General features: G+C 70.6%; 22 protein-coding genes. 12 read left to right on the top strand and 10 right to left on the bottom strand.

Going from position 1 to position 23,174, the window contains the following annotated elements; translation table 11 throughout:
- The first annotated feature begins 83 nt into the window (after positions 1-83).
- Positions 84-2,126: an NAD(+) synthase gene (locus MVA01S_RS02595; protein WP_003928433.1), complete on the top strand. Its 2,043-nt coding sequence runs from the start codon at positions 84-86 to the stop codon at positions 2,124-2,126.
- Positions 2,127-2,144: 18 nt separating this feature from the next.
- On the opposite strand, the gene MVA01S_RS02590 is transcribed toward MVA01S_RS02595, so the two are convergent.
- On the bottom strand, positions 2,145-2,960 hold the full coding sequence (locus MVA01S_RS02590) for an enoyl-CoA hydratase/isomerase family protein (RefSeq protein WP_003928434.1): 816 nt from the start codon (positions 2,958-2,960) through the stop codon (positions 2,145-2,147).
- A 23-nt stretch (positions 2,961-2,983) separates the two neighbouring features.
- Entirely contained in the window at positions 2,984-3,844 is an 861-nt protein-coding gene (locus MVA01S_RS02585; protein ID WP_040539749.1) for a PfkB family carbohydrate kinase, read from the bottom strand.
- A 71-nt stretch (positions 3,845-3,915) separates the two neighbouring features.
- Between MVA01S_RS02585 and MVA01S_RS02580 the strand changes: the two genes are divergently transcribed.
- The 3 genes from MVA01S_RS02580 to MVA01S_RS02570 are packed head-to-tail and all read left to right on the top strand — an operon-like array spanning position 3,916 to position 7,535.
- Positions 3,916-5,163, top strand: a complete 1,248-nt coding sequence (locus MVA01S_RS02580; protein WP_003928436.1) for a glutamate-5-semialdehyde dehydrogenase — start codon at positions 3,916-3,918, stop codon at positions 5,161-5,163.
- A 21-nt stretch (positions 5,164-5,184) separates the two neighbouring features.
- On the top strand, positions 5,185-6,081 hold the full coding sequence (locus tag MVA01S_RS02575) for an AAA family ATPase (protein WP_003928437.1): 897 nt from the start codon (positions 5,185-5,187) through the stop codon (positions 6,079-6,081).
- Positions 6,081-7,535: a vWA domain-containing protein gene (locus tag MVA01S_RS02570; RefSeq protein WP_003928438.1), complete on the top strand. Its 1,455-nt coding sequence runs from the start codon at positions 6,081-6,083 to the stop codon at positions 7,533-7,535. The genes MVA01S_RS02575 and MVA01S_RS02570 overlap by 1 nt, the downstream gene beginning before the upstream one ends.
- A gap of 66 nt (positions 7,536-7,601) precedes the next feature.
- Here MVA01S_RS02570 and MVA01S_RS02565 read toward each other — a convergent pair whose 3' ends face one another.
- From MVA01S_RS02565 to MVA01S_RS02550, 4 genes are read right to left on the bottom strand one after another with little or no spacing between them, the layout of a single operon-like run.
- A complete protein-coding gene (locus tag MVA01S_RS02565) occupies positions 7,602-8,846 on the bottom strand; it encodes an NAD(P)/FAD-dependent oxidoreductase (RefSeq protein ID WP_003928439.1) in 1,245 nt (414 codons plus the stop codon).
- Positions 8,843-10,228 carry an NAD(P)/FAD-dependent oxidoreductase gene (locus tag MVA01S_RS02560; RefSeq protein WP_003928440.1) on the bottom strand — a complete coding sequence of 462 codons (1,386 nt, stop codon included), beginning with the start codon at positions 10,226-10,228 and terminating at the stop codon, positions 8,843-8,845. Before MVA01S_RS02560 ends, MVA01S_RS02565 begins: the two co-directional genes overlap by 4 nt.
- On the bottom strand, positions 10,225-11,685 hold the full coding sequence (locus MVA01S_RS02555) for an FGGY family carbohydrate kinase (RefSeq protein ID WP_003928441.1): 1,461 nt from the start codon (positions 11,683-11,685) through the stop codon (positions 10,225-10,227). The genes MVA01S_RS02560 and MVA01S_RS02555 overlap by 4 nt, the downstream gene beginning before the upstream one ends.
- An 11-nt stretch (positions 11,686-11,696) precedes the next feature.
- Positions 11,697-13,178: an amino acid permease gene (locus MVA01S_RS02550; protein ID WP_003928442.1), complete on the bottom strand. Its 1,482-nt coding sequence runs from the start codon at positions 13,176-13,178 to the stop codon at positions 11,697-11,699.
- Positions 13,179-13,323: 145 nt separating this feature from the next.
- Here MVA01S_RS02550 and MVA01S_RS02545 point away from each other — a divergent pair, with 145 nt between their 5' ends.
- From MVA01S_RS02545 to MVA01S_RS02520, 6 genes are read left to right on the top strand one after another with little or no spacing between them, the layout of a single operon-like run.
- Positions 13,324-14,052: a GntR family transcriptional regulator gene (locus MVA01S_RS02545; protein ID WP_040539750.1), complete on the top strand. Its 729-nt coding sequence runs from the start codon at positions 13,324-13,326 to the stop codon at positions 14,050-14,052.
- Positions 14,053-14,079: 27 nt separating this feature from the next.
- Positions 14,080-14,733 carry a nicotinate-nucleotide adenylyltransferase gene (gene nadD / locus MVA01S_RS02540; protein WP_081528947.1) on the top strand — a complete coding sequence of 218 codons (654 nt, stop codon included), beginning with the start codon at positions 14,080-14,082 and terminating at the stop codon, positions 14,731-14,733.
- Positions 14,730-15,122 (top strand): ribosome silencing factor, encoded by a 393-nt coding sequence (gene rsfS / locus MVA01S_RS02535; protein WP_040539752.1) that lies wholly within the window; start codon positions 14,730-14,732, stop codon positions 15,120-15,122. The genes nadD and rsfS overlap by 4 nt, the downstream gene beginning before the upstream one ends.
- Entirely contained in the window at positions 15,119-15,796 is a 678-nt protein-coding gene (gpgP, locus tag MVA01S_RS02530) for a glucosyl-3-phosphoglycerate phosphatase (protein ID WP_003928446.1), read from the top strand. The genes rsfS and gpgP overlap by 4 nt, the downstream gene beginning before the upstream one ends.
- Positions 15,786-16,532 carry a diglucosylglycerate octanoyltransferase gene (octT, locus tag MVA01S_RS02525; protein ID WP_003928447.1) on the top strand — a complete coding sequence of 249 codons (747 nt, stop codon included), beginning with the start codon at positions 15,786-15,788 and terminating at the stop codon, positions 16,530-16,532. Before gpgP ends, octT begins: the two co-directional genes overlap by 11 nt.
- A 6-nt stretch (positions 16,533-16,538) precedes the next feature.
- Positions 16,539-17,372: a DegV family protein gene (locus MVA01S_RS02520; protein WP_040539754.1), complete on the top strand. Its 834-nt coding sequence runs from the start codon at positions 16,539-16,541 to the stop codon at positions 17,370-17,372.
- A 90-nt stretch (positions 17,373-17,462) separates the two neighbouring features.
- On the opposite strand, the gene MVA01S_RS02515 is transcribed toward MVA01S_RS02520, so the two are convergent.
- Positions 17,463-18,518 (bottom strand): NAD(P)H-dependent amine dehydrogenase family protein, encoded by a 1,056-nt coding sequence (locus tag MVA01S_RS02515; protein WP_003928449.1) that lies wholly within the window; start codon positions 18,516-18,518, stop codon positions 17,463-17,465.
- A 43-nt stretch (positions 18,519-18,561) separates the two neighbouring features.
- Between MVA01S_RS02515 and MVA01S_RS02510 the strand changes: the two genes are divergently transcribed.
- Positions 18,562-19,368 (top strand): SDR family NAD(P)-dependent oxidoreductase, encoded by an 807-nt coding sequence (locus tag MVA01S_RS02510; protein ID WP_003928450.1) that lies wholly within the window; start codon positions 18,562-18,564, stop codon positions 19,366-19,368.
- Positions 19,369-19,372: 4 nt separating this feature from the next.
- Here the strand turns inward: MVA01S_RS02510 and MVA01S_RS02505 are convergent, their stop codons facing one another.
- From MVA01S_RS02505 to MVA01S_RS02495, 3 genes are read right to left on the bottom strand one after another with little or no spacing between them, the layout of a single operon-like run.
- A complete protein-coding gene (locus MVA01S_RS02505; RefSeq protein ID WP_003928451.1) occupies positions 19,373-20,365 on the bottom strand; it encodes an acyl-CoA dehydrogenase family protein in 993 nt (330 codons plus the stop codon).
- Complete coding sequence (locus MVA01S_RS02500; protein WP_003928452.1) at positions 20,362-21,507, bottom strand: acyl-CoA dehydrogenase family protein; 1,146 nt, start codon at positions 21,505-21,507, stop codon at positions 20,362-20,364. The genes MVA01S_RS02505 and MVA01S_RS02500 overlap by 4 nt, the downstream gene beginning before the upstream one ends.
- Positions 21,507-22,160, bottom strand: coding sequence for a hypothetical protein (locus MVA01S_RS02495; RefSeq protein WP_003928453.1), 654 nt, complete (start codon positions 22,158-22,160; stop codon positions 21,507-21,509). The genes MVA01S_RS02500 and MVA01S_RS02495 overlap by 1 nt, the downstream gene beginning before the upstream one ends.
- A gap of 110 nt (positions 22,161-22,270) precedes the next feature.
- On the opposite strand from MVA01S_RS02495, the gene MVA01S_RS02490 reads away from it, so the two are divergent.
- Positions 22,271-23,083 carry a ComEA family DNA-binding protein gene (locus tag MVA01S_RS02490; RefSeq protein ID WP_040539758.1) on the top strand — a complete coding sequence of 271 codons (813 nt, stop codon included), beginning with the start codon at positions 22,271-22,273 and terminating at the stop codon, positions 23,081-23,083.
- The last annotated feature ends 91 nt before the right edge of the window (positions 23,084-23,174 follow it).

The following is a 23,174-nucleotide window of genomic DNA, read 5'->3' as shown; positions in this document are numbered from 1 at the left end:
CGGGCCCGGCTGCGATGTTCGCGCTGCTCAGCCCTGTGGGCGGGGCGATGCATATCCGTGACGGTCACGGGCAACAATGAGGCATGGATTTCTACTCGGCCTACCAGCAGGGCTTCGTCCGTGTCGCGGCATGCACCCAACCGGTGGCCATCGCCGACCCGGCCGCGAACGCGGAGCAGGTGTTGGCGGTGGCCCGCGAGTGCGACGCCGACAGCGTGGCGGTGGCCGTCTATCCCGAGCTGACGCTGTCGGGCTACTCGATCGAGGACATCCTGCTCCAGGACGCGCTGCTGGAGGCCGTGCACGAAGCGGTGCTGGAGGTGGCCGCCGGGTCGGCTGCGCTGATGCCGGTGCTGGTGATCGGCGCTCCGCTGCGCTTCGGGCACCGGATTTACAACACCGCGGTCGTCATCCACCGCGGCCGGGTGCTCGGTGTCGTGCCGAAGTCGTATCTGCCGACGTACCGGGAGTTCTACGAGAGTCGTCAGATGGCCGCAGGCGACGACGTGCGCGGAACCATCCGCATCGGCGACGACGACGTCCCGTTCGGCCCCGACCTGCTGTTCGCCGCCGAGGACGTACCGAATCTCGTGCTGCACGTCGAGATCTGCGAGGACATGTTCGTGCCGATCCCGCCGAGCGCCGAGGCCGCGCTGGCCGGAGCGACGGTGCTGGCCAACCTTTCCGGCAGTCCGATCACGATCGGCCGGGCCGAGGACCGCACCCTGCTGGCCCGCTCGGCGTCGGCGCGCTGCCTGGCCGCCTACGTGTACGCGGCCGCGGGGGAGGGCGAGTCCACCACCGATCTGGCGTGGGACGGCCAGACGATGGTGTGGGAGAACGGCAACTGCCTGGCCGAGTCCGAACGCTTCCCGGCAGGGGTCCGCCGCTCGGTGGCCGACGTGGATCTGGAACTGTTGCGCGCCGAACGCATGCGGATGGGCACCTTCGACGACAACCGTGTGCACCACGGGATCAGCGTCGACGAGTACCGCCGCATCCCGTTCCGGCTGGACCCGCCGCCCGGCGACATCGGCCTGCGGCGCAAGATCGAACGCTTCCCGTTCGTGCCCTCGAATGCGGCTCGCCTGGAACAGGACTGCTACGAGGCCTACAACATCCAGGTGTCGGGCCTGGAGCAGCGGCTGCGGGCGATCGGGTCGCCGAAGGTGGTCATCGGGGTGTCCGGCGGTCTGGACTCCACGCACGCGCTGATCGTGGCCGCCCGCGCGATGGACCGGCTGGGCCGGCCGCGCAGCGACATCTTGGCGTTCACCCTGCCGGGCTTCGCGACCGGCGACCGCACCAAGAGCAACGCGGTGCGGCTCGGGAAAGCGCTCGGGGTCACGTTCTCGGAGATCGACATCCGCAAGACGGCCGAGTTGATGCTGACCGAGATCGACCACCCGTTCGCCCGCGGGGAGAAGGTCTACGACGTCACGTTCGAGAACGTGCAGGCCGGTCTGCGCACCGACTATCTGTTCCGGCTGGCCAACCAGCGCGGCGGCATCGTGCTGGGTACCGGTGACCTCTCCGAGCTCGCGCTGGGCTGGTCCACCTACGGTGTCGGCGATCAGATGTCGCACTACAACGTCAACGGCGGGGTGCCGAAAACCCTGATCCAGCACCTGATCCGGTGGGTCGCGACGTCCGGCCAGTTCGACGACGCGGTCAACGAGGTGCTGCTCGACGTGCTCGACACCGAGATCAGCCCCGAGCTGGTCCCGGCCGGGGAGGACGAGGAGATCCAGTCCACCGAGGGCAAGGTGGGTCCCTATGTGCTGCAGGACTTCTCGCTGTTCCAGGTGTTGCGGTTCGGGTTCCGCCCGTCGAAGGTGGCCTTCCTGGCCTGGCACGCGTGGAGCGACGCGTCCCGCGGCGACTGGCCGCCCGGCTACCCGGACGACAAGCGACCGGAGTACTCGCTGAAGGAGATTCGGCACTGGCTGCAGGTCTTCGCGCAGCGGTTCTACTCGTTCTCACAGTTCAAGCGGTCGGCATTGCCGAACGGCCCCAAGGTCTCCCACGGCGGATCGCTGTCGCCGCGGGGCGACTGGCGGGCGCCCTCGGACATGTCGGCGCGGATCTGGCTCGACGAGATCGAACGCTCGATCCCTCCCGAGTAGTGCCCGTGACCGGACTGACTAGAGCCTGCCGTCGACGCGCAGCTCGGGGTGCACCCACTCCGGTGACCGGCGCTCCTTGAAGGCCATGAAGCCCTCGATCGACTCCGGGGCGCCGAGGCTGGCCTGCATGCCGATGCGGTCGTAGAGCCCGATGTAGTTGTCCAGGCTGGACTTGATCACCGTCCTGGCCGCGGGCGCGGTCCGGCAGCACTGCGCCAGGACCTCCCGCGCGGCGTCGGCGAGGTCGTCGTGCGGCACCACGCGGGCGACCAACCCCCAGTCGTGCGCCTCCGCGGCCGTCAACGTCCGTCCGGTGAACATCAGGTCCCGGGTGCGCACCGGCCCGATCAGCCGGGCCAGCATGTGGCTGTAGTAGGTGTCGGCGATGCCCCGGTACAGCTCGGGAACCCGGAACGTGGCCCGGTCACTGACCACGGCGATGTCGGCACACAGCGCGATCTGCATCCCGCCGCCCTGGCACAGCCCGTTCACCGCGGCCACCACCGGCTTGGCCGACTGGCGCAGCGTGTCGAACGGCAGCGCGTCCATCCCGAGGGTGGCGCCGAAGGTCATCCAGTTGTCGGCCCCGCCGCCGCCCATGTCGCCGCCGGGGGCGAACACGTCGCCGGTGCCGGTCAGTAGCAGGCCGGCCAGGTCCGGGTCCTTCTCGACGTGCTTGACCGCGTACTTGATGCCGAAGTACATCGCCGGCGTCATCGCGTTGCGCGCCTCCGGACGGTCCAGCCTGCAGACGCCGAACGCCCCTTCCCGGGTGAAGTGAAGGAACGGCGTGCCGAGCCAGTCGCCTTCTGGGGGGCGGGGTCCGGTGGTCATCGTGGTGAGGTCCTTCCGTCGGGTCAGGACGCCTCCAGGACGTCCTCGACAGCCTCACTGTAAGGGGCACAGTCCCCGGCACCGTGCACCAGCGTCGCCAACGCCCCGGCGGCACAGGCGCGCGGCAGCGCGAACTCGACGCCGCGCGGCCAGTGCGCGGCGAGGACGCCGGCGAACACGTCGCCCGCGCCGGTGGTGTCCACGGCCTCGACGGCGGGCGCCGGGACGTCCAGGCGGTCCGGCCCGAAGTAGGTGGCGCCGCGCCCACCGCGGGTGACGATCACCTGCGGCACCCGCGGCCGGTCGCCGTCGAACCAGCCCTCGGCCTCGGTCTCGTTGACCACGACCACGTCGACCACCTCGGCCAGCGCGGCGACGTCGTCCGGGGTCGGCGACGCGTTGAGCACCACGGTCGCCCCGGCTGCGCGCCCGACCCGGGCCGCCGTCAGCGCGGTGTCTACCGGGATCTCCAAAGAGATCAGCACCACCTCGGCGGCGGCGACGACGTCCCGCACGGCCGGTGAGCTCAGGCTCAGATGTGCGTTGGCTCCCGGCGCGACCACGATGAAGTTCTCGGCGGTCCCGTCGACCACGATCGCGGCCGTGCCGCTCGGTCCCGGCACCGCCGTCACGCCGTCGGTGCCGACGGAGTTGGCGCGAAGGTGCGCCCGCAGGTCCTCGGCGGCGGCATCGGTGCCCAGCGCCGCGACGAGTTGCACCACCGCGCCGGCGCGCGCCGCCGCAACCGCCTGATTACCGCCCTTGCCGCCGGGCGTGACCGACAGCGCGGACGCCAGGACGGTCTGCCCGGCCCCGGGAAGCGCGTCGACACCGAACGTGAGGTCGGCGTTGACACTGCCCACCACACAGACCCGCGTCGCCATGAGCGCCAAGCTAGCCGCCGACGGGGTCGACGCGTGTCGAAAGCCGCAGACACGTCCGATACCCTGGCCAGATGAGTGTGCAGGCCCCCTCGGTCCCCGACCTGCGGCAGCAGGTGCACGACGCCGCCCGCCGGGCCCGCGCGGCGGCCAGGACGCTGGCGACGCTGAGCACCGACACCAAGAACCGGGCGCTGCGCGTCGCTGCCGACCATGTGCTGATGAACACCCGCACGATCCTGGAGGCCAACGAGGCCGATCTGCAGACGGCGCGGGCGGCCGGCACCCCGGCGGCCATGCTCGACCGGCTGGCGCTGGATCCCGCGCGGGTCGAGGGCATCGCCGACGGTCTGCGTCAGGTGGCGGGCCTGCCCGACCCGATCGGCGAGGTACTGCGCGGGCGCACCCTGCCCAACGGTCTGCAGCTGCGCCAGCAGCGGGTCCCGCTCGGTGTGGTCGGCATCGTCTACGAGGGCAGGCCCAATGTCACCGTCGACGCCTTCGGTCTCACCCTGAAATCCGGCAACGCCGTTCTGCTGCGCGGAAGTTCGTCGGCCGCGCAGTCCAACGCCGCGTTGGTGAACGCACTACGCGCGGCGCTGGCCACCGAAGGGCTCGACGTCGACGCCGTGCAACTGTTGCCCAGCGAGGACCGCGCCAGCGTCACCCACCTGATCCAGGCCCGAGGCCTGGTCGACGTGGTGATCCCGCGCGGCGGCGCCGGCCTGATCGACGCGGTCGTGCGCGATGCGCAGGTGCCCACGATCGAGACCGGCGTCGGCAACTGCCATGTCTACGTGCACGAGTCGGCCGATCTGGACATGGCCGAGACCATCGTGCTGAACGCCAAGACGCGGCGGCCCAGCGTCTGCAACGCCGCCGAGTCGCTGCTGATCGACGCCGCGATCGCCGACGTCGCGGTGCCGCGACTGACCGACGCGCTGACCGCGGCGGGTGTCACGGTGCACGCCGACCCGTCCGAGGACGACCTGCGCGCCGAGTTCCTGTCGATGGACATCGCGCTGGCCGTCGTCGACGGCCTCGACGCCGCGATCGACCACATCAACGAGTACGGCACCGGTCACACCGAGGCCATCGTCACCTCGGATCTGGCTGCGGCCCAGCGCTTCAGCGAACGGGTGGATGCCGCTGCGGTGATGGTGAACGCCTCGACGTCGTTCACCGACGGCGAGCAGTTCGGCTTCGGCGCCGAGATCGGCATCTCCACCCAGAAACTGCACGCGCGGGGACCGATGGGGCTGCCCGAGCTGACGTCGACCAAATGGATCGTGTGGGGCGACGGCCACACCCGTCCGGCCTGAGCCCCGAGGAGAGAAGCGCCCGTGACCGTTCCCGCACAGATCGTGCCGATGTTCGCCGACATCGACGATGTCGCCAAGCGGCTGGCCGAAACCGGCTACCTGCCCGACACCGCCACCGCCACCGCGGTGTTCCTGGCCGACCGCCTCGGCAAGCCGCTGCTGGTGGAGGGGCCCGCCGGCGTCGGCAAGACCGAACTGGCCCGCGCGATCGCACAGTCCACCGGCTCCGGGCTGGTGCGCCTGCAGTGCTATGAGGGCGTCGACGAGGCCCGCGCGCTCTACGAGTGGAACCACGCCAAGCAGATCCTGCGCATCCAGGCCGGCAATGCCGCCGCCGGCTCCGACGGCGGCGCCTGGGACAAGACCCGCGACGACGTGTTCTCCGAAGAGTTCCTGCTGACCCGCCCGCTGCTGACCGCGATCCGGCGCACCGAACCCACGGTGCTGTTGATCGACGAGACCGACAAGGCCGACATCGAGATCGAAGGTCTGCTACTGGAGGTGCTCAGCGACTTCGCGGTGACGGTGCCGGAACTGGGCACCATCACCGCCGAGCGGCGTCCGCTGGTGGTGCTGACCTCGAATGCCACCCGCGAGCTCTCCGAAGCGCTCAAGCGTCGCTGCCTGTTCCTGCACATCGACTTCCCGGACCCCGAACTGGAGCGGCGCATCCTGCTGTCGCGGGTGCCCGAGCTGCCCGAACGCCTCGCCGAGGAACTGGTCCGGATCATCGGCGTGATGCGGGGGATGGCGCTCAAGAAGCTGCCCTCGGTCGCCGAGACCATCGACTGGGGCCGCACCCTGCTGGCACTGGGGCTGGACACCATCGACGACGAGGTGATCGCCGCGACGCTGGGTGTGGTGCTCAAACACCAGTCCGACCAGATCAAGGCCGCCGGGGAGCTGAGGCTCAACTGATGCCACCCCGACGCACCCGTCCGCCTCAGCCGCTGGCGCCGCACGGAATTCCCGGCCATCTGGTCGAGTTCGTGGAAGCGCTTCGCGCGCAGGGTATCTCGGTGGGTCCGTCGGAGACGGTGGACGCCGGTCGGGTGATGGCGACCCTTGGGCTGGCCGACCGTGCCGTGCTGCGCGAAGGGCTGGCGTGTGCGGTGCTGCGCCGCCCCGATCACCGCGAGACCTACGACGCGCTGTTCGACCTGTACTTCCCGGCGGCGCTGGGCGCCAGGACCGTGCTCGACGACGAGTCCGACGGCGAGGCGGGTCTGCCGCCCGAGGACATCGAGGCGATGCGCCAGGCCCTGCTCGACATGCTCACCGACTGGCGCAACAACAACGACGGCGAGGAACCGACCAGCCTCGACGAGCGCCTGGCGGCGATGATCGCCCAGATCGTGGAGGCCTACGGCCGCTACAACTCCAGCCGCGGGCCGTCGTACTCGTCGTATCAGGCGCTCAAGGCGATGAACCTGGACGATCTGGAGGGCCGGTTGCTGGCAGGTCTGCTCGCCCCGTACGGCGAGGAGCCCACCCCGACCCAGGAGCAGATCGCCAAAGCGCTTGCCGCCCAACGGATCACCCAGCTGCGCAAGATGGTGGAGTCCGAGACCAAGCGGCGCACCGCCGAACAGCTGGGCCGTGACCACGTGCAGATGTACGGCGTCCCGCAGCTGGCGGAGAACGTCGAGTTCCTGCGGGCGTCGGGGGAGCAGCTGCGCCAGATGCGCCGTGTGGTCGGCCCGTTGGCGCGTCAACTGGCCACCCGGCTGGCGGCGCGGCGGCGACGTTCCCGCGCCGGCGAGATCGATCTGCGCAAGACGCTGCGCAAGTCGATGTCCACCGGTGGGGTGCCGATCGACGTGGTGCTCAAGAAGCCGCATCCCGCGCGTCCCGAGCTGGTGGTGCTCTGCGACGTATCCGGGTCGGTGGCCGGATTCAGTCACTTCACGTTGCTACTGGTGCACGCGCTGCGCCAGCAGTTCAGCCGGGTCCGCGTCTTCGCGTTCATCGACACCACCGACGAGGTCACCGAGTTGTTCGGCCCCGACGCCGATCTCGCGGTGGCCGTGCAGCGGATCACCCGCGAAGCCGCGGTCTACACCCGGGACGGGCACTCCGACTACGGCCACGCGTTCGTGTCGTTCCTCGACAAGTTCCCGAACGTGCTGTCGCCGCGCAGTTCGCTGCTGGTGCTCGGCGACGGCCGGAACAACTACCGCAACCCCGAGACCGATCTGCTCGCGCACATGGTCAACGCCAGCAGACATGCCCACTGGCTCAACCCCGAGCCGAAGCACCTGTGGGGCAGCGGCGATTCGGCCGTGCCGCGCTACCAGGACATCATCACGATGCACGAGTGCCGCTCGGCCAAGCAGCTCGCCTCGGTCATCGACGCGCTGCTGCCCGTCTGACCCCGCCGAAATCGCATTCCACGCGGTCTCCCGACGAAAAGGGCCGCTGGAATGCGATTTCGGCGATCAGGCGAGCGAGAGGGTGACCGGCCCGCCCTTGGGGTCCGCGCCGGCCACCAGGGACCACGGCGCCCGGTAGACGCGACCGGGAGCGGCCGGCCACGGCGTGCGTCCGCTGCCCAGCAGCCGGCCGTCCTGCATGGCGCGCAGCCTCGGCAGGCGTCGGTATTCGTCGGTCCACAGCAGTAGGTCACCCCGCGACGGCACGCCACCGTCGGCCGTGACCAGTTGCGGCGCGACCCACCGGAACGGGGCCTCGACCCGGATGGGTGTCGCCGCGGGCGCCGGGGCGGCGTCTGGCCCGTGGCGCAACCAGGCCTGCACCGCGGCGGCGACGTGACGCCCGTCGAGCGCGGCGCCGTCGGCGGTGTCCACCGGGTGCAGCAGGTTGCCGACAGCGAACACCCCGGGCCTGCTGGTCCGCAGCGACGGGTCCACCACAGGGCCGCGGGTCCCGCGGTCCATGTCCAGCCCGGCGGTACGGGCCAGTTCGTGATCCGGAATCCAGTCACCGGTGAACACCACGGTGTCGCAGTCGATCTCGCGGCGCCTACCGGTGGCCGTGTGCTCGACGGTGACCGAGCGGACGCGGTTCTTGCCGTGGATGCCGACCACCCGGCTGCCGGTCAGCACCGGCCCGTCGAGCAGCAACCGGCCGGCGGAGCGGAACGCCGTGTACGCCTCGGCCCGCGGGTAGGAGCTGACCATCGCCGCGGTGGCGCATCCGGCTTCGCGCAGGGTCAGCACCGCCGACCAGCTGACCAGCTCGGCGCCGACGATCACCGCGCGCCGACCGACCGGCGCGTGCTGCACGTGCACCAGGTTCTGCAGCTGACCGGTGGTGTACACGCCGTCGGGCCGGTCGCCGGGCACCAGCCGGGCAGGCCGGGGCCTTTCACGCGCGCCGGTGGCGAGGATCACCGCGTCGGCGGTGACGGTGCGCACCCCGCGCGGCGAGGTGACCTGCAGGGTGCGCTCGCCCGACCAGCCGGTGACCATCGCCTCGGTCTCCAGGACCGCGCCGGCCTCCGCGGCCGTCTGCGTGAGCCGCCGCGCGTAGGCCGGCCCGGAGATGAAGCGGTGCAGATCGCGTATGCCGTACCCGAGATGGTCGCTGTGGCGGGGGATTCCGCCGGTCTGCGCCTCGCGTTCGAGGACCAGCACCTCGCCGTCGACCAGCGGTGCCAGGGTGGCTGCGGCGGTCAGGCCGGACGGACCGCCGCCGATGACGGCTACTGCGACGTGGTTCATCGCGCCACTCCCGCCTGAAGCAGCGACGCGGTGTGCGCGCCGCAGTAGAAGCCCTGGCAGCGGCCGTTCATCACGCGGGTGCGGCGGCGCAGTCCGTCGAGATCCGCAGGCGGGATGGGGGAGTCGAAGGTGTCGCGAATCTCTCCGGCACTCACCCGTTCGCAGAAGCAGACGATCCTGCCGTACTCGGGGTCGGCGGCGACGCGCTCGCGGTCCTGGTAGGGCCGCAACCCGGCCTCCCCGATATTGGGCATCCGCGGTGGCGGTGGCAGGCCGTCACGTTCGGTCACGTCCACCCCGGCGCGGTCGAGCAGCCCGGCGACGTGTTCGGCGACCGCCATCCCCGACGTGAGCCCGGTGGACCGGATCCCGCCGACCAGCACGTAGCGCTGCGCGGCGTCGAGGTCGATGAGGTAGTCGTCGTGCTCGGTCGCGGCCCGCAGACCGGCGTAACTGGCGGTGACCTCCTCGTCGAACAGCGACGGCATCAGCGCCCTGCCCTTCGACACCAGGAAGTCGAAGCCCTTCTCGGAGGTGCCGGTGGCCGTGCGGTCCTGCAGGTTCTCCGAGGTCGGGCCGACCATCACGTTGCCGTAGATGGTGGGGCTGACCAGGACGCCCTTGCCTCGTGACGACGGCACCGCGAGCACGATCAGCGGCACCATCGGCCTGGTCAGCTTGTCGAACACCAGCAGTTCGCCGCGGCGCGGCACCACGGTGAAACGCTCATATCCGAACTCGGCGTCGAGGGTGTCGGCGCCCAGTCCGGCGGCGTTGACGATCCACCGACCGCGGACCTCGCCCGCGGTGGTGTGCAGCGTGGTGTGCTCGGGGCCGACCTCGACGCCGGTGACCCGTGCGCCGCGCAGCAGCCGCGCACCGCGCGCGACGGCGTCGGTGGCCAGCGCCAGATTGGTGGTCCAGGTGCAGATGATCGCCTCGCCGGGCACGGTCAGCCCGGCCAGTGCACCCGGCCCGAGGTCGGGCACGCGCCGGTACACCTCGTCGGCCCCCACCACGCCGCACTCGCGGTAGCCGTTGCGTTCGGCCTTGACGACCAGACCGGCGAGGGCGGCCGACTCCTCCTCGGTCCAGGCCACCAGCATGGCGCCGGTGCGTTCCACCGGGATGCCGGTTTGCTCGGCGTAGTCGCCGAGCAGCTGGTAGCCGCGGGCGACCAGGCGTGACTCCAGCGTTCCCGGGGTGGCGTCGAATCCGGTGTGCAACAACGCGGTGTTGGCCTTGCTGGTGCCGTCGCCGACGTCGTCGCGCGCCTCCACCAGCGTCACGGACAACTGTGTCCCCGCCAGCGCCCGCGCGATCGCCGAGCCGACTATCCCGGCGCCGACCACGACGACGTCGGACACGGCTTCGCCGCTCATGATGGGTTCTCCTCAGATGAATAGTGTTGGGCTGCAGCCATCTCGGCAGCTCGGCGCCATCGGTGCAGGTAGTCCTCGGCGCGGTCGGCGGACCATTGCGGTTCGTAGGTGTGCGCCGGGGTCCAGGTGCCGACCGCGTCGGCGACGGAGGTCGCCGGTTCCAGCGCCAGGCGCGCGCACGCCGCAGCGCCGAGCGCGGTGGCGTGCAGGGACGGGTACACGTCGACCGGCATCCGGGCGAGGTCGGCCTGGGCCTGCATCAGTGCCGCAGAGCGGGTCAGGCCGCCGTCCACCCGCAGCCGCGTCAACGGCCGCCCGAGATCGGCGCCCACCAGGTCGGTCAGCGCCGTCACCTGGGCGGCGATGCCCTCGACCAGGGCGCGCACCAGCTGGCCGCGGCCGCTGGACAGGGTCATCCCCGAGAACGACGCGGTGGCCGCGGAATCCCACCACGGCGCGGCCAGGCCGGCCAACGCCGGAACGCACAGCACGCCGTCACTGGATTCGGCTGCGGCGGAATCGATCTGATCGGCCGCTGGAACGAGGCCCAGGTCCACGGCCCACCGGATCGCCGACGCCGCGGTGTAGACCTGGCCGTCGGTGCAGTAGCGAGTCTGGTCGCGCAGCCGCCACGCCACCGACGTCGTCAGTCCCGATGTCGACCGCACCGGGTCGGGACCCAACTGTGCGAGCAGGAAAGCGCCTGTGCCGTAAGTGCATTTGGCCGACCCGGCCTCCAGGCAGCTCTCGGCCAGTAGTGCCGCCTGCTGGTCGACGATCAAGCCTGCGACGGGCAGACTGCCGCCGAACACGTCGGTGTCGCCGAGGATCTCGTCGCAGCCGACGATCTCGGGCAGTGCCTCGCCGTCCAGGCCGAACAGTGCGACGAGGTCGTCGTCCCACTTCACGCCGTCCAGCGACGTCAGCAGCGACCGGCTGGCGGTGGACGCGTCGGTGACGAACGCGCCGCACAACCGATGCAGCAGCCAGGTGTCGGTCGTGGTCACCACACCGTCGCGGGTCAGGTGCTCGCGCACCCAGGCCATCTTCGGGGCGGAGAAGTACGGGTCGAGCACCAGCCCGGTCCGGCGCGCCACCTCCGCGGCATGCTCGGACCGTGCGGCGCACAGCGGTTCGGCGCGCCGGTCCTGCCACACGATCGCGGGGGTCAGGGGCCGGCCCGTCGCACGGTCCCAGGCCAGCACCGTCTCGCCCTGGTTGGCCAGCGCGACCGCGGCCACGGGGACCGCGGCCTGCTCGAGCGCGCGGCGTCCGGCGGTGACGACGGAGTCGAACAGCGCCTCGGGATCTTGTTCGACGCCGCCGCCGGGCAGGTACCGGGGACGCAGCGGCACCTCGGCGATGGCCAGCACGCGGGCCGTCGCGCCGTCCCGAAGGTCGACGACGACGGCCTTGGTGCCCGACGTGCCCTGATCGATGGCCAGGATGTGGTGCATCGGTTGGTTCGTCACTCCCTGAGTTCAGCGTCGATCGAGTGCATGTCCGGCATCGACAGGCTCTTGCTGCCGTGACGGATCAGCAGGTAGGCCAGGTAGGCCGCGCCGACCGCCACCATCACGATGACGTAGGACCACGCCTCCTTGAAAGACGCGTCGCGGAACAGCGCCAGCTCGAACACCAGCCACGCCACCGCGACGACCAGGATGGGCACCTCCCAGACGCCGAGGTCGAACTTGCCGTTGCTCGGCAGTTGCTTGCGCTTGACCAGGTACAGCACCACCGTGGATGCGTACATCACCGCCGGCAGCAGGGTCGCGGCGCCGAACAGGGTGAACAGCGCCGTCTCCGAGTGGGCGAAGATCGCCAGGATCAGCTGAGCGAGGCAGAAGTAGAGCAGGGTGGCCTTGAGTGGGGTGTGGAACCGGGGCGAGATCTGATTCCACTGCTGCCAGCCCGGGAACCGCCGGTCGCGCGACATTGCCCAGGTGATCCGCACTCCGGTGATCATGATGACCAGCCCGCACGCGAAGATGGCCAGCACCACCATCAGCAGCAACAGCGTGGCGACCACCGAACCCAGGGTCTTGTCGATGACGTCGGCGATCGGGGTGCCGGAGTCGGCGAGTGCGACCGGGTCACCGGCGGCCAGCGTCACCGCGACCAGGAACACGAAGCCGAGCACGCCGGAGGCCAGGACGGCCTGCCACATCGCGCGGGGAACGACCCGCTCCGGGTCGTGGGTCTCCTCGGCGAGGTTGGCCGCGGACTCGAACCCGACGATGGTGAACGCGCCGAGCAGGAAGCCCATCATCCAGGGCCCGGCCGACGTCCAGTCACCGAAGCTCCAGAACCCCTCGGTCGACACGGCGCCCTTGCTGAACAAATTCGAGAAATCCATGTCGCCGCGGACCGCGGCCACGACGAGCAGCAGTGCGGTCAGTGCGACCATGCCGATCAACTCCAGCGTCACCAGGCCGTTGTTGACCCGTTCGGCCCACGGCGTGGAGAACGCGACCAGCAGGGCCTGCAGCAGCAGCACCACCGCGGTCATCACCCAGGCGATCGTGGGTGTGCTCTCGTAGTTCAGCAGCACGGGCAGGATCGTCGAGGCGATCGTGTAGTCCACCGCGCAGACCACGACGGCCAGGAACGTGAACGAGATCCAGCCGATGATCCAGCCCAGCACCGGGTTGGCCAGCCGCGACATCCACTGATAGTGGTAGCCGGTCACCGGGATCCGGGAGGCCAGCGCCCCGAGCACGAACGCGACGGCCAGCTGGCCGATGACCGCGATCGGCCAGGTCCAGATGCCGACCGGGCCCGAGCTGTTGAGCACCGACCCGTAGGTGGTGAAGATGCCGGTGGCGATCGAGACGAACGCGAACGCGACCGCGAACGACGCGAACTTCCCGGTCCGGCGCTCCAACGACTGCTTGTAGCCGAACTGGGCGAGGTCGGCGGAATCGCGTTCCGGAGACGCTTCTGACATCCGTGCTCCCTCGTCTCGGACTTGGTATAGACCAAATGGTTGAACCAAAGTATCGGGTGCGGTGCCTCTCCCGTCAACGGCGTCACGAAGTGTTTACAAGGACATGCTGACGACCGAAGTCGACTTACGTCGCTACGCTGCGTAGATGCCCTCTGGCACACCTCTGTACATGTCGATCGCCGCCGACGTCCGCGACCTGATCGCCACCGAACAGCTGGGGCCGCACACGCTGCTGCCGTCCGAACGCGAGCTCGCCGAGCAACACGGCGTCAGCCGGATGACCGCGCGCCAGGCGTTGTCCCTGCTGGAGAGCGAGGGCGCGGTCTACCGGAAGCCGCCGCGCGGCACGTTCGTCGCCGAGCCGCGGGTCCGGTTCCACGTCGGCAGCTTCTCCGAGGAGGTCGCACGGATGGGCCGCAGGCCCGCCGCCCGGCTGCTGTGGGCCGCGCACCAGATCGCCAGCCCCGCGGTGCGCCGCGCCCTGGACCTCGACGACGGCGCCGCGGTGCACGTCTTCCACCGCTTGCGCAGCGTCGACGGCGTCCCGTTCGCGATCGAGACGACCTATCTGCCCGCCGAGCTCACCCCCGGCATCCTGGACGTCACCGATGACGGCTCGCTGTGGGCGATGCTGCGCTCGCGCTACGGCGTGGACCTGGCCCGTTCGACGGCGGTGCTGGAGTCGATCGTCCTCGACGACGCCACCAGCGCGCAGTTGGGCGTCCGCGCCGGCTCGGCGGGTACCCTGCTGACCCGCAACACCGTGGACAGCGACGGGCGGTGCGTGGAGTACGCCCGCGACGTCTACCGCGCGGACCGCGTCGCCTTCGAGGTGTCCGAGGCGTTGCACTCCCATCGCCTCTCGGCGGTCTGAGCGCGCACTCCCGTAAGCTCGTCATTCGTGCAAGCAGGCAGCCGTCGACGAAGAAGGCTGGGCGTGATGGGCGGGACCTTCGATCCCATCCACAACGGCCACCTTGTCGCGGCCAGCGAGGTCGCCGACCGGTTCGAGCTCGACGAGGTCGTGTTCGTGCCGACCGGTCAACCGTGGCAGAAGCGCGCACGTCAGGTGACCGCCGCCGAGGACCGTTACCTGATGACGGTGATCGCCACGGCGGCCAATCCGAGGTTCACCGTCAGCCGGGTGGACATCGACCGTGGGGGTCCCACCTACACCAAGGACACACTGCGGGATCTGCGCGCACAGAACCCGGATGCGGATCTGTACTTCATCACCGGCGCCGATGCGCTGGCGTCGATCCTGTCGTGGCAGAACTGGGAGCAGATGTTCGCGATCGCCCGCTTCGTCGGGGTGAGCAGACCCGGTTATGAACTTGACGGCAAACACATCTCGGCGGCCATGGCCGAACTGCCCGACGATGCGCTGAACCTGATCGAGGTGCCCGCACTGGCCATCTCGTCGACCGACTGCCGGCGCCGTGCCGAACAGTCGCGGCCGATCTGGTACCTCGTGCCCGACGGCGTGGTGCAGTACGTCGCCAAACGAAATCTCTATCGGACTCACGTCCTTGCAGGTGAAGGAGAGCTGCCCTGACCGCCTCAGCAGAAGCCATCGAAATGGCCACCATCGCCGCGAAAGCGGCGGCGGCCAAACTGGCCGAGGACGTCGTGGTGATCGACGTCTCCGGACAACTCGTCATCACCGACTGCTTCGTCATCGCATCCGGTGCCAACGACCGGCAGGTCAACGCGATCGTCGACGAGGTCGAGGAGAAGATGCGCCGCGCCGGCTACAAACCGGCGCGACGGGAGGGCACCCGCGAGGGACGCTGGACCCTGCTCGACTACATCGACATCGTGGTGCACGTCCAGCACGAGGACGAGCGCAATTTCTATGCGCTCGACCGCCTCTGGCGGGACTGCCCGATCATCGCCGTGGACCTCGAGGACGTGCAGAAGGACGTTTCCGGAGACGGTGCATGAGGATCCGCCGCCTGGTCATGCTGCGGCACGGGCAGACGGAGTACAACGCGAGCAGTCGCATGCAGGGCCAACTGGACACCGACCTCAGCGATCTGGGCCGCGAGCAGGCCGTCGCCGCGGCCGAGGTGCTCGCCAAACGGCAACCGCTGCTGATCGTCTCCTCGGATCTGCGGCGCGCGCTGGACACCGCCGTCGCGCTCGGTGAGCGCAGCGGCCAACCGGTCAGCATCGACACCCGGCTACGGGAGACCCATCTCGGTGACTGGCAGGGGATGACCCATCTCGAGGTCGACGCGGCGGCGCCGGGGGCACGGCTGGCCTGGCGCGACGACGCACGCTGGGCTCCGCACGGCGGCGAGAGCCGGATCGATGTCGCCGAACGTTCGCTGCCGCTGGTGCAGGAGTTGGTGACTCAGCAGACCGAATGGGGAGCTGCCGGGTCCGAGCGGCCGGTCGTGCTCGTCGCGCACGGCGGGTTGATCGCCGCGCTCACCGCCGAGCTGCTGGGGCTGCCGCCGGAGAACTGGCCGGTGCTCGGCGGCATGGGCAACGCCAGCTGGGTTCAGCTGGCCGGCCACACGCGCGCCGACGGCGACCCCGCCGCGTTCGCCGACATCCGGTGGCGCCTCGACGTGTGGAACGCCTCGGCGCAGGTCGCCAACGATGTCCTCTGAGTCCGGGGCCGGTCGCAGGACGCTGCTGGTCTTCTGTGACTCGCTGTCCTACTACGGGCCGACCGGCGGATTGCCGTCCGACGATCCCCGGATCTGGCCGAACATCGTTGCCGGGCAACTGGACTGGGATGTGGAGCTGATCGGCCGGATCGGGTGGACCAGCCGTGACGTGTGGTGGGCGGCGACGCAGGACCCACGGTCATGGGCTGCGCTGCCGAAGGCGGGCGCGGTCGTTTTCGCGACGTCGGGCATGGATTCGTTGCCTTCGCCGCTGCCGACCGCACTGCGTGAGCTGATCCGCTACGTCCGCCCACCTCGGTTGCGGCGCTGGGTCCGCGACGGCTACGGCTGGGTGCAGCCGCGACTGTCGCCGGTCGCGCGGCCCGCCCTGCCCCCGCACCTGACCGTGGAGTATCTGGAAATGACAAGGGCGGCAATCGACTTCAACCGTCCCGGGATTCCGGTGGTGGCGTCGCTGCCGTCGGTGCACATCGCACCGACCTACGGCATGGCCCATCACGGCCGGGCGGGCACCGTCACGGCGATCACCGGGTGGGCCGCCGAACACCGGGTGCCGCTGGTCGACCTGAAGGCTGCCGTGGGGGAGGAAGTGCTCAGCGGCCGCGGCAATCCCGACGGCATCCACTGGAACTTCGAAGCCCATCAGGCGGTCGCCGAACTGATGCTCAAGGGCCTGGCCGAGGCCGGCGTCCACGTCCCGTCGGCAGGCGGCTGAGAGTCGATGCCGGTAGTGGTCGTCAGCGACTCGTCGTCGCGCCTGCAGCCCGACGAGCGCGCGCGGTGGGACATTCGTCAGGTGCCGTTGCACGTGCTGGTCGACGGGGTGGACCTGCGCGACGGGATCGACGACATCCCGTACGACATCCACGACCGGCCGAAGGTCACCACCGCAGGGGCGACCCCGGCCGAACTGGTCGAGACCTACCGCCGCGCGCTCGACGACAGCGGCGGGGACGGCGTGGTGGCCGTGCATCTTTCGGCCGCCCTGTCGAGTACCTACAGCGCGGCGGCCACGGCGGCCCGGGAGTTCGGTCCGGCGGTGCGGGTGGTGAACTCGCGGTCGGCGGCGATGGGCGTCGGATTCGTCGCCCTGGCCGCCGCCGAGTGTGCGCGCGCCGGCGGTGACCTCGACGCCGTCGAAGCCGCCGCACGTTCGGCGCTGACCCGGTCGCACGTGTTCCTCGTCGTGCACCGGCTGGACAACCTGCGCCGCAGCGGACGGATCCGCACCGCCGCGTCGTGGCTGGGCACCGCGCTGGCACTCAAACCGCTGCTGTGCCTGGATGTCGACGGCAGGCTGGTGCTCGACCAGCGGATCCGGACGGTGACCAAGGCGCACGCCGCGATGGTGGACCGCGTGGCGCAGGTGATGGGTGAGCGAAGCGCTGCGGTCGTCGTGCATCACGTCGACAACCACGACGCCGCCGACGAGCTCGGTGCCGCACTGACGCAACGACTTCCGCAGATCTCGTCGCTGACGGTCGCCGACATGGGCCCGTTGCTGTCGATCCACGTCGGCGGCGGCGCGGTGGGCGTGGCCGTTCAGGTGGCCTGAGCTCTTCCCGCCCGGATCCTTCGCCGAAACCGCATTCCATGCGGGGTTTTTCGAGTGCAGGGCGACCGGAATGCAATCTCGGCGGGGCCCTCAGACGGAGGAGCGGCCGGTGATCGGCGGCAGATCGGCCAGCGTGACGATCCCGGGCGGGGCGGCCACCACCGCGGGCACCGCGTTGGTGACCGGCATCGCCGTGTAGATCATCCCCAGACCCATGAAACCCGGTTCTGTCCAGTCCTTCGGCGGCAGGCAGTGCAGCACTGTGCGCATGTTGGGCAGTCCGAACACCTGAACCACGTGGCCGTGTTCGAGGGGCTTGGGCGGGGTGACGTGCTCGCCCATCGTCCAGTTGAATCCGACGCTGACGATGTTGTGGTCGCCGACCCAGCCGCGGTGATAACCGTGCACGCCGGCCACCGTCCCGGCCGGGATCTTCATGAATCCCAGGTCGCTGTCCCCGGTGGCCGCGGTGAACGTGACGTCGAACGTGATCCGGTCCAGGGTGGCGCCGATCGCGTCGGCCATCATCGCGGCGGCCTCGGCGAAGACCTCGCTCTCACGGCGCACGCTCTCGGCCAGGCCCGGGGTGTCGGGATCCTGGGAGAAGCCCATCGCGGTCTGCGTGCCCGCCGACTCGTAGGTGGAGCAGTCGACCGACTCGGTGATGCGGATCTCGTCGACCCGCTCGCACGCACCGGACAGCACCATCCCGACCAGGTTGCTCATCCCGGGATGCGCACCGCTGCCGAAGATCGTGGAATTGCCTGTCGCGCAGGCTTTCCGGATGCGGTCCAGATCCTCGGGTGACTGCTTGCCCCCGGTGATCCACGCGGCGCTCGAGCAGACGTTGACACCGGATTCCAACAGCCGGACCAGCTCATCGATATCGGGCCACAACGGGTTGTAGCAACAGGCGTCCGGCTTGAGGGCCAGCAGCTCCTCGATGTCGCCGGTGGCTTTGATCCCGGTCGGTTCGGGCCATCCGGCGAGTTCGGCGGCGTCCACCCCGACCTTGTCCGCGCCGTGGGCGTACACCCCGACCAGTTCCATGTCGTCACGGCCGAAGATCGCGTGCAGCGACCGCCGTCCGATGTTGCCGGTGGTCCATTGGATGACGCGAAGCGGGCGCGTGGTGTCGGTGGTCATGGGGGTGATCATCGCCTCAAGGTAATGGCTCTAGGGTGGCCGCATGGGTGACATCGCGCGGGTGGCCGTGGTGACGGGCGCCAGCAGAGGAGCGGGACTGGGCATCGCGACGGCGCTGGCCGATCGGGGCTGGCAGGTCTACGGCACCGGACGCAGCGTCGGCGACGAGCAGCCGTGGGGCACCGGGGTTCGGCTGGACCACCGCGACGACGATGCCGTCGGGGCGCTCTTCGACAGGGTCGGCGCCGAAGCCGGGCGGCTGGACTTGCTGGTCAACAACGCCGCCGCGGTCTCCGACGACCTGATCGGCCGCCGGCCGTTCTGGCAGCGACCGCTCGAGCTGGCCGACGTGCTCGATGTCGGTCTGCGTTCGGCTTACATCGCGTCCTGGTACGCCGCGCCGCTGCTGACCGCGCAACAGCGCGCGCTGATCGCCTTCACGTCCTCACCGGGGTCGGTCTGCTACATGCACGGCCCGGCCTACGGCGCGCAGAAGGCGGGGATCGACAAGATGGCCGCCGACATGGCGGTGGATTTCGGCGACACCGGGGTCGCGACGGTGTCGGTGTGGATGGGGATCCTGCTGACCGAGAAGCTGCGGTCGGCGTTCGGTGGCGATGTCGAGGCTCTGGCGGGGTTCGCCGAGCAGGCCGAGACACCCGAGTTCACCGGGCAGGTGATCGACGCGCTGTACCGCGATCCGGAACTGGCCGCGCTCAGCGGCCGCACCCTGATCGCCGCGGAAGTCGCCGCCGGTTACGGCATCACCGACCAGGACGGTAGGCGGCCCCCGTCGCACCGCGAGATGCTCGGGGCGCCAAGGGAGCCCAGCACGGTGGTGGTGCGCTGACCACTTACGGGCAGATCAAGTCCCACAACCGGTGTGCCCCGGCCCCGGTGGCCATGTCGGTGAGCAGGGTGTCCCAGTGGCGCACCGATCCGAACTCCGACCGCCATGCCAGCGCCGCGCGGGTGAACAGGTGCAGCGAGTGTTCCCTGGTCGTGCCGATCGCGCCGAGCACCTGATGTGCGTCGCGCACCACCACCGAGGTGGCGTGACCGGCGCACGACCGCGCCGCGGCGACGAGGAATTCCAGTCCGGGGGAGGTCCAGTCGCTGTCCACGGCAGCCGACAGCGCCGCCTCGGTGGCCGACCGGGCCAGTGCGGCCTCGGCCGCGATGCCGGAGATCAGGTGTTGCACAGCTTGGAATTTCGCCAGCGGACGGCCGAACTGAACCCGGGAGGCGGCGTGCTCGATCGACAGCGCCAACGCCCCGTCCAGAGCCGCGCACACCTGAATCGCCCGGACCAGTGCGGATTTCAGTGCCAGCCGGGCGACCAGGTCGGCGCCGACGGAGACGCCCGGCACGGATGCGACATCCACCTGTACCCGGTCTCTGGGCTCGCCGATCATGTTCGCGCCGGCAGTGATCGCCACCGCGCCGGCGGCCACGTCGGCGGCGAGGTAGCCGGTGTCGTGCGGCCAGATCGCGACGATCCGCTCGGCACGCGACGCCCACGGCACCGCCTCGGCGGCCCCGTCGGCGTCCAGCAGGCACACGGTGCGCACCGCGGCGTCGTACCGCATCGCGGCCGCGTCGAGGAACCAGCCGGCCAGAAGATCGTTCTCGGCCAACGGCGTCCGCACCCCGTGGCGCACCGCGGCCGACATCAGCTCGGCGGCCTCGACCCAGCCCGCCCCGCTGCCGCCCGTCTCCTCGGGACCGGTGAGCCGCACCAGACCCAGCGCGTCCAGGCGATCCCACAGGTCGTCGTCGCTGCCGTGCTCGGCGAACACCGCGTCCATCATGTCGGCCAGCGCCGGGTCGACCCCCGGCATCGTCATCGGATCCCCAATCCGCGCGCGATGACCCCGCGCAGAACCTCGTTCGTGCCGCCGCGCAGCGTGAAGCCGGGGCGCTGATCGACGGACAGGTCCGCCATCGCCGTAAAGCGCTGCGGCGCCTCGGGGCCGACCGACAGATGGGCGAACTCGGCGATGTCGCCCTCGGTGGTGGTGCCCAGCACCTTCACCACGGCCGCCGCCACATCCGCGGGCTCGTGGCGTTCCAACGCACCGGCCACCGCCGAGGACATCTGGTGCAGCCCCGCGACCCGGGCCACCAGCCGACCCAATTCTCCACTGCGCGAATCGGATTGCGCCGCAGCGGCTTCAGCGCACGCGTCGAGCAGTACGAAGGTCGACAGGAACCGCTCGGGCCCGCTGCGTTCGAAAGCCAGCTCCGACGTCACCTGGGTCCAGCCCTCGCCGAGGGTGCCGAACACCATGTCGTCAGGCACGAACGCGCCGTCGAGGATCACCTCGTTGAAGTGGTGGGACCCGTTCATCGACACGATCGGGCGGACCTCCACCCCGGGACCGCGCAGGTTCACGATGAATTGGCTCAGGCCCGCGTGCCGGTGCTGCGGGTCCAGCGGTGCGGTGCGCGCCAGCGCGATGAACGCGTGCGCCAGATGCGCGCCCGAGGTCCAGACCTTCGTGCCCGTCAACTGCCAGCCACCGTCGACCCGGTCGGCGCGGGTGCGCACGGCGGCAAGATCGGAGCCGGCGTCCGGTTCGCTCATCCCGATGCCGAAGAAGCACTGCCCGCGCGCGATCCTGGGCAGGAACTCGGTCTTCTGCTCCTCGGTTCCGTACTTGAGCAGCGACGGTACGATCTGCCGGTCGGCGATCCAGTGCGCGGCCACCGGCGCGCCCGCGGCGAGCAGTTCCTCGGTGACGACGAACCGTTCCAGGAAGGAGCGGCCGTGTCCGCCGTAGGCGACCGGGACCGTCATCCCGAGCCATCCGCGTTCGGCCAGCGCGGCGGTGAACTCCTCGTCCCACGCGCACAACCACGCGTCCGGCGTGGGCGTGTACGCGCCTGCGGCGCGTTGTTCGCTCAGGAATCGGCGGACCTCGGCGCGCAGACTGTCCGCCCCGGAGATCGGCGCGGTGCACGGCGGCACCAGCCGCGGCGGGGCCATCAGTCCACCGGCGATTCGTCGGCGGGTGCGGACTCCCGCGCCGGGTCGTCATCTGGGGCGGCGGGCCGGTCGGGCAGCACCAGCGCGACACCGAGCGCGAGGAAGAACGCCGCCGTCAGGGTCCCGCCGAGGTACTGGTTCATCGGGCCGCCAGGGGAGATGAAGCTGCCCGGCGGACCGATGATCGTGATGGTCTCGATCAGCTGCTCCACCGTGAACACCGCCGCGGCCGTGCCCAGCCAGCGCGGCAGCCGATCCTCGTTGGCGGTCAACAGGATCGGGACGGCCACCAGCACATTGGCGATGGTGCCGACGGGCAGCCACATCGCGGCGATGTCGTCGAGGGCGCGCTCGGTGCCGGCGGTGACCTGACCGGGACGCAGCTCGGTGCCTGCGGCGAACCAGGCCGCCACACACAGCTGCGTGGCCAACAGGGCCGAGCCGATCGTGAACAGATGCGCCGGCGGCCCGGTCAGCCGGTCCCGTGCGAACGCGAGGACCACGACCAGCGCGAGCGCCGCGGACGCCAACAGCAGTGCCTGGACGCGGGAGATCCCGGAGTCCGGGCCGGGAAGGGCGGGAAGCAGCAGCACAGCTGTCGCGTAGAGCACCGCGAACGCCACACCTGCGATCAACGGGGCTCGGCGGTTCATCAGTGAGCATGCTAGCCACCGTTGTCCCCAGAGCGGAGTTCATCCCCAGGTTCGGCACGCGGTCCCCGCATCGCCGCGGCGCCGTCGCCGGGCCGGCATACCGTCGCGACATGTCCACCGAAATGTCCACCGAGCGGCTGCATCGCCGGCTGGGGCCGGCCGGTGACGTGGTCGCCGAAGACGACGACGATCCGCCCGACACGCTGCTGTCGCGCTGGTTGCCCACGGCGCCGCCGGACGGTTCGTCGCCGCTGCTGGCCCGGATCCGGGCCGACCCGGGACGCGCCGGAGTGGTCGCGCTCGGCGCCGTCGGCGTCGTCGCGGTGTTGGTCACGGTCATCAGCCTGATCCGGGACAGCCCGCCGGCGGTGGTGGCGGCCAAACTCCCACCGGTGGAGATGGTGTCCTCGGCGGCTCCGACGGCTGGTCCGGCGCCCCCGGGTCCGGCGGAACCCGTGGTGGTCAGTGTGGTCGGGCTGGTGCACACCCCGGGGCTGGTCACCCTCACGCCCGGGGCCAGGATCGCCGATGCGCTACAGGCGGCCGGCGGCGCGCTCGACGGCGCCGACGTACTGGGGCTGAACATGGCGCGCAGGGTCACCGACGGCGAACAGATCGTGGTCGGGATCGCCGCCGCCCCCGGGCAGCCCGCCGAGCTGGGCAGCTCGGTGGTGTCCGAGCCGTCCGGGGCCGGTGGGACCGCGCCGGGCGACCCGTCTCCGGGCCCTGGCGGCCTGGTCGACCTGAACACGGCCACGGAGGCGCAGTTGGACACGCTGCCCGGTGTCGGGCCGGTCACCGCCGCGGCGATCGTCGCGTGGCGGGACGCCAATGGCCGGTTCGACAGCGTGGACCAGCTCGGCGACGTCGACGGGATCGGGCCGGCCCGGTTGGACAAGTTGCGCCCGCTGGTCCGGGTGTGAGGCCGTGGACCTGCGCCTGGTGCCCGCCGCGCTGACCAGCTGGCTGGTCACCGCCGCGGGGGTCGTGTGGCAGGCAGGGGGCGCGGTGGCC

Source organism: Mycolicibacterium vaccae NBRC 14118 = CIP 105934, from assembly GCF_001552715.1.
GTDB lineage: Bacteria > Actinomycetota > Actinomycetes > Mycobacteriales > Mycobacteriaceae > Mycobacterium > Mycobacterium vaccae.
This window is presented reverse-complemented; position numbering and strand designations above follow the sequence as displayed.

Bases quoted from the DNA above. Each gene is read 5' to 3' on its own strand.
- MVA01S_RS02505 (WP_003928451.1), bottom strand. From the start codon at position 20,365: ATGACGATGCCGGGGGTCGACCCGGCGCTGGCCGACATGATGGACGCG.
- MVA01S_RS02550 (WP_003928442.1), bottom strand. From the start codon at position 13,178: ATGTCAGAAGCGTCTCCGGAACGCGATTCCGCCGACCTCGCCCAGTTC.
- octT (WP_003928447.1), top strand. From the start codon at position 15,786: ATGTCCTCTGAGTCCGGGGCCGGTCGCAGGACGCTGCTGGTCTTCTGT.
- MVA01S_RS02580 (WP_003928436.1), top strand. From the start codon at position 3,916: ATGAGTGTGCAGGCCCCCTCGGTCCCCGACCTGCGGCAGCAGGTGCAC.
- MVA01S_RS02495 (WP_003928453.1), bottom strand. From the start codon at position 22,160: ATGAACCGCCGAGCCCCGTTGATCGCAGGTGTGGCGTTCGCGGTGCTC.
- MVA01S_RS02590 (WP_003928434.1), bottom strand. From the start codon at position 2,960: ATGACCACCGGACCCCGCCCCCCAGAAGGCGACTGGCTCGGCACGCCG.
- MVA01S_RS02515 (WP_003928449.1), bottom strand. From the start codon at position 18,518: ATGACCACCGACACCACGCGCCCGCTTCGCGTCATCCAATGGACCACC.
- MVA01S_RS02490 (WP_040539758.1), top strand. From the start codon at position 22,271: ATGTCCACCGAAATGTCCACCGAGCGGCTGCATCGCCGGCTGGGGCCG.
- MVA01S_RS02555 (WP_003928441.1), bottom strand. From the start codon at position 11,685: ATGCACCACATCCTGGCCATCGATCAGGGCACGTCGGGCACCAAGGCC.
- MVA01S_RS02595 (WP_003928433.1), top strand. From the start codon at position 84: ATGGATTTCTACTCGGCCTACCAGCAGGGCTTCGTCCGTGTCGCGGCA.
- MVA01S_RS02545 (WP_040539750.1), top strand. From the start codon at position 13,324: ATGCCCTCTGGCACACCTCTGTACATGTCGATCGCCGCCGACGTCCGC.
- MVA01S_RS02500 (WP_003928452.1), bottom strand. From the start codon at position 21,507: ATGGCCCCGCCGCGGCTGGTGCCGCCGTGCACCGCGCCGATCTCCGGG.
- MVA01S_RS02565 (WP_003928439.1), bottom strand. From the start codon at position 8,846: ATGAACCACGTCGCAGTAGCCGTCATCGGCGGCGGTCCGTCCGGCCTG.
- MVA01S_RS02570 (WP_003928438.1), top strand. From the start codon at position 6,081: ATGCCACCCCGACGCACCCGTCCGCCTCAGCCGCTGGCGCCGCACGGA.
- MVA01S_RS02560 (WP_003928440.1), bottom strand. From the start codon at position 10,228: ATGAGCGGCGAAGCCGTGTCCGACGTCGTCGTGGTCGGCGCCGGGATA.
- MVA01S_RS02510 (WP_003928450.1), top strand. From the start codon at position 18,562: ATGGGTGACATCGCGCGGGTGGCCGTGGTGACGGGCGCCAGCAGAGGA.
- gpgP (WP_003928446.1), top strand. From the start codon at position 15,119: ATGAGGATCCGCCGCCTGGTCATGCTGCGGCACGGGCAGACGGAGTAC.
- MVA01S_RS02585 (WP_040539749.1), bottom strand. From the start codon at position 3,844: ATGGCGACGCGGGTCTGTGTGGTGGGCAGTGTCAACGCCGACCTCACG.
- MVA01S_RS02520 (WP_040539754.1), top strand. From the start codon at position 16,539: ATGCCGGTAGTGGTCGTCAGCGACTCGTCGTCGCGCCTGCAGCCCGAC.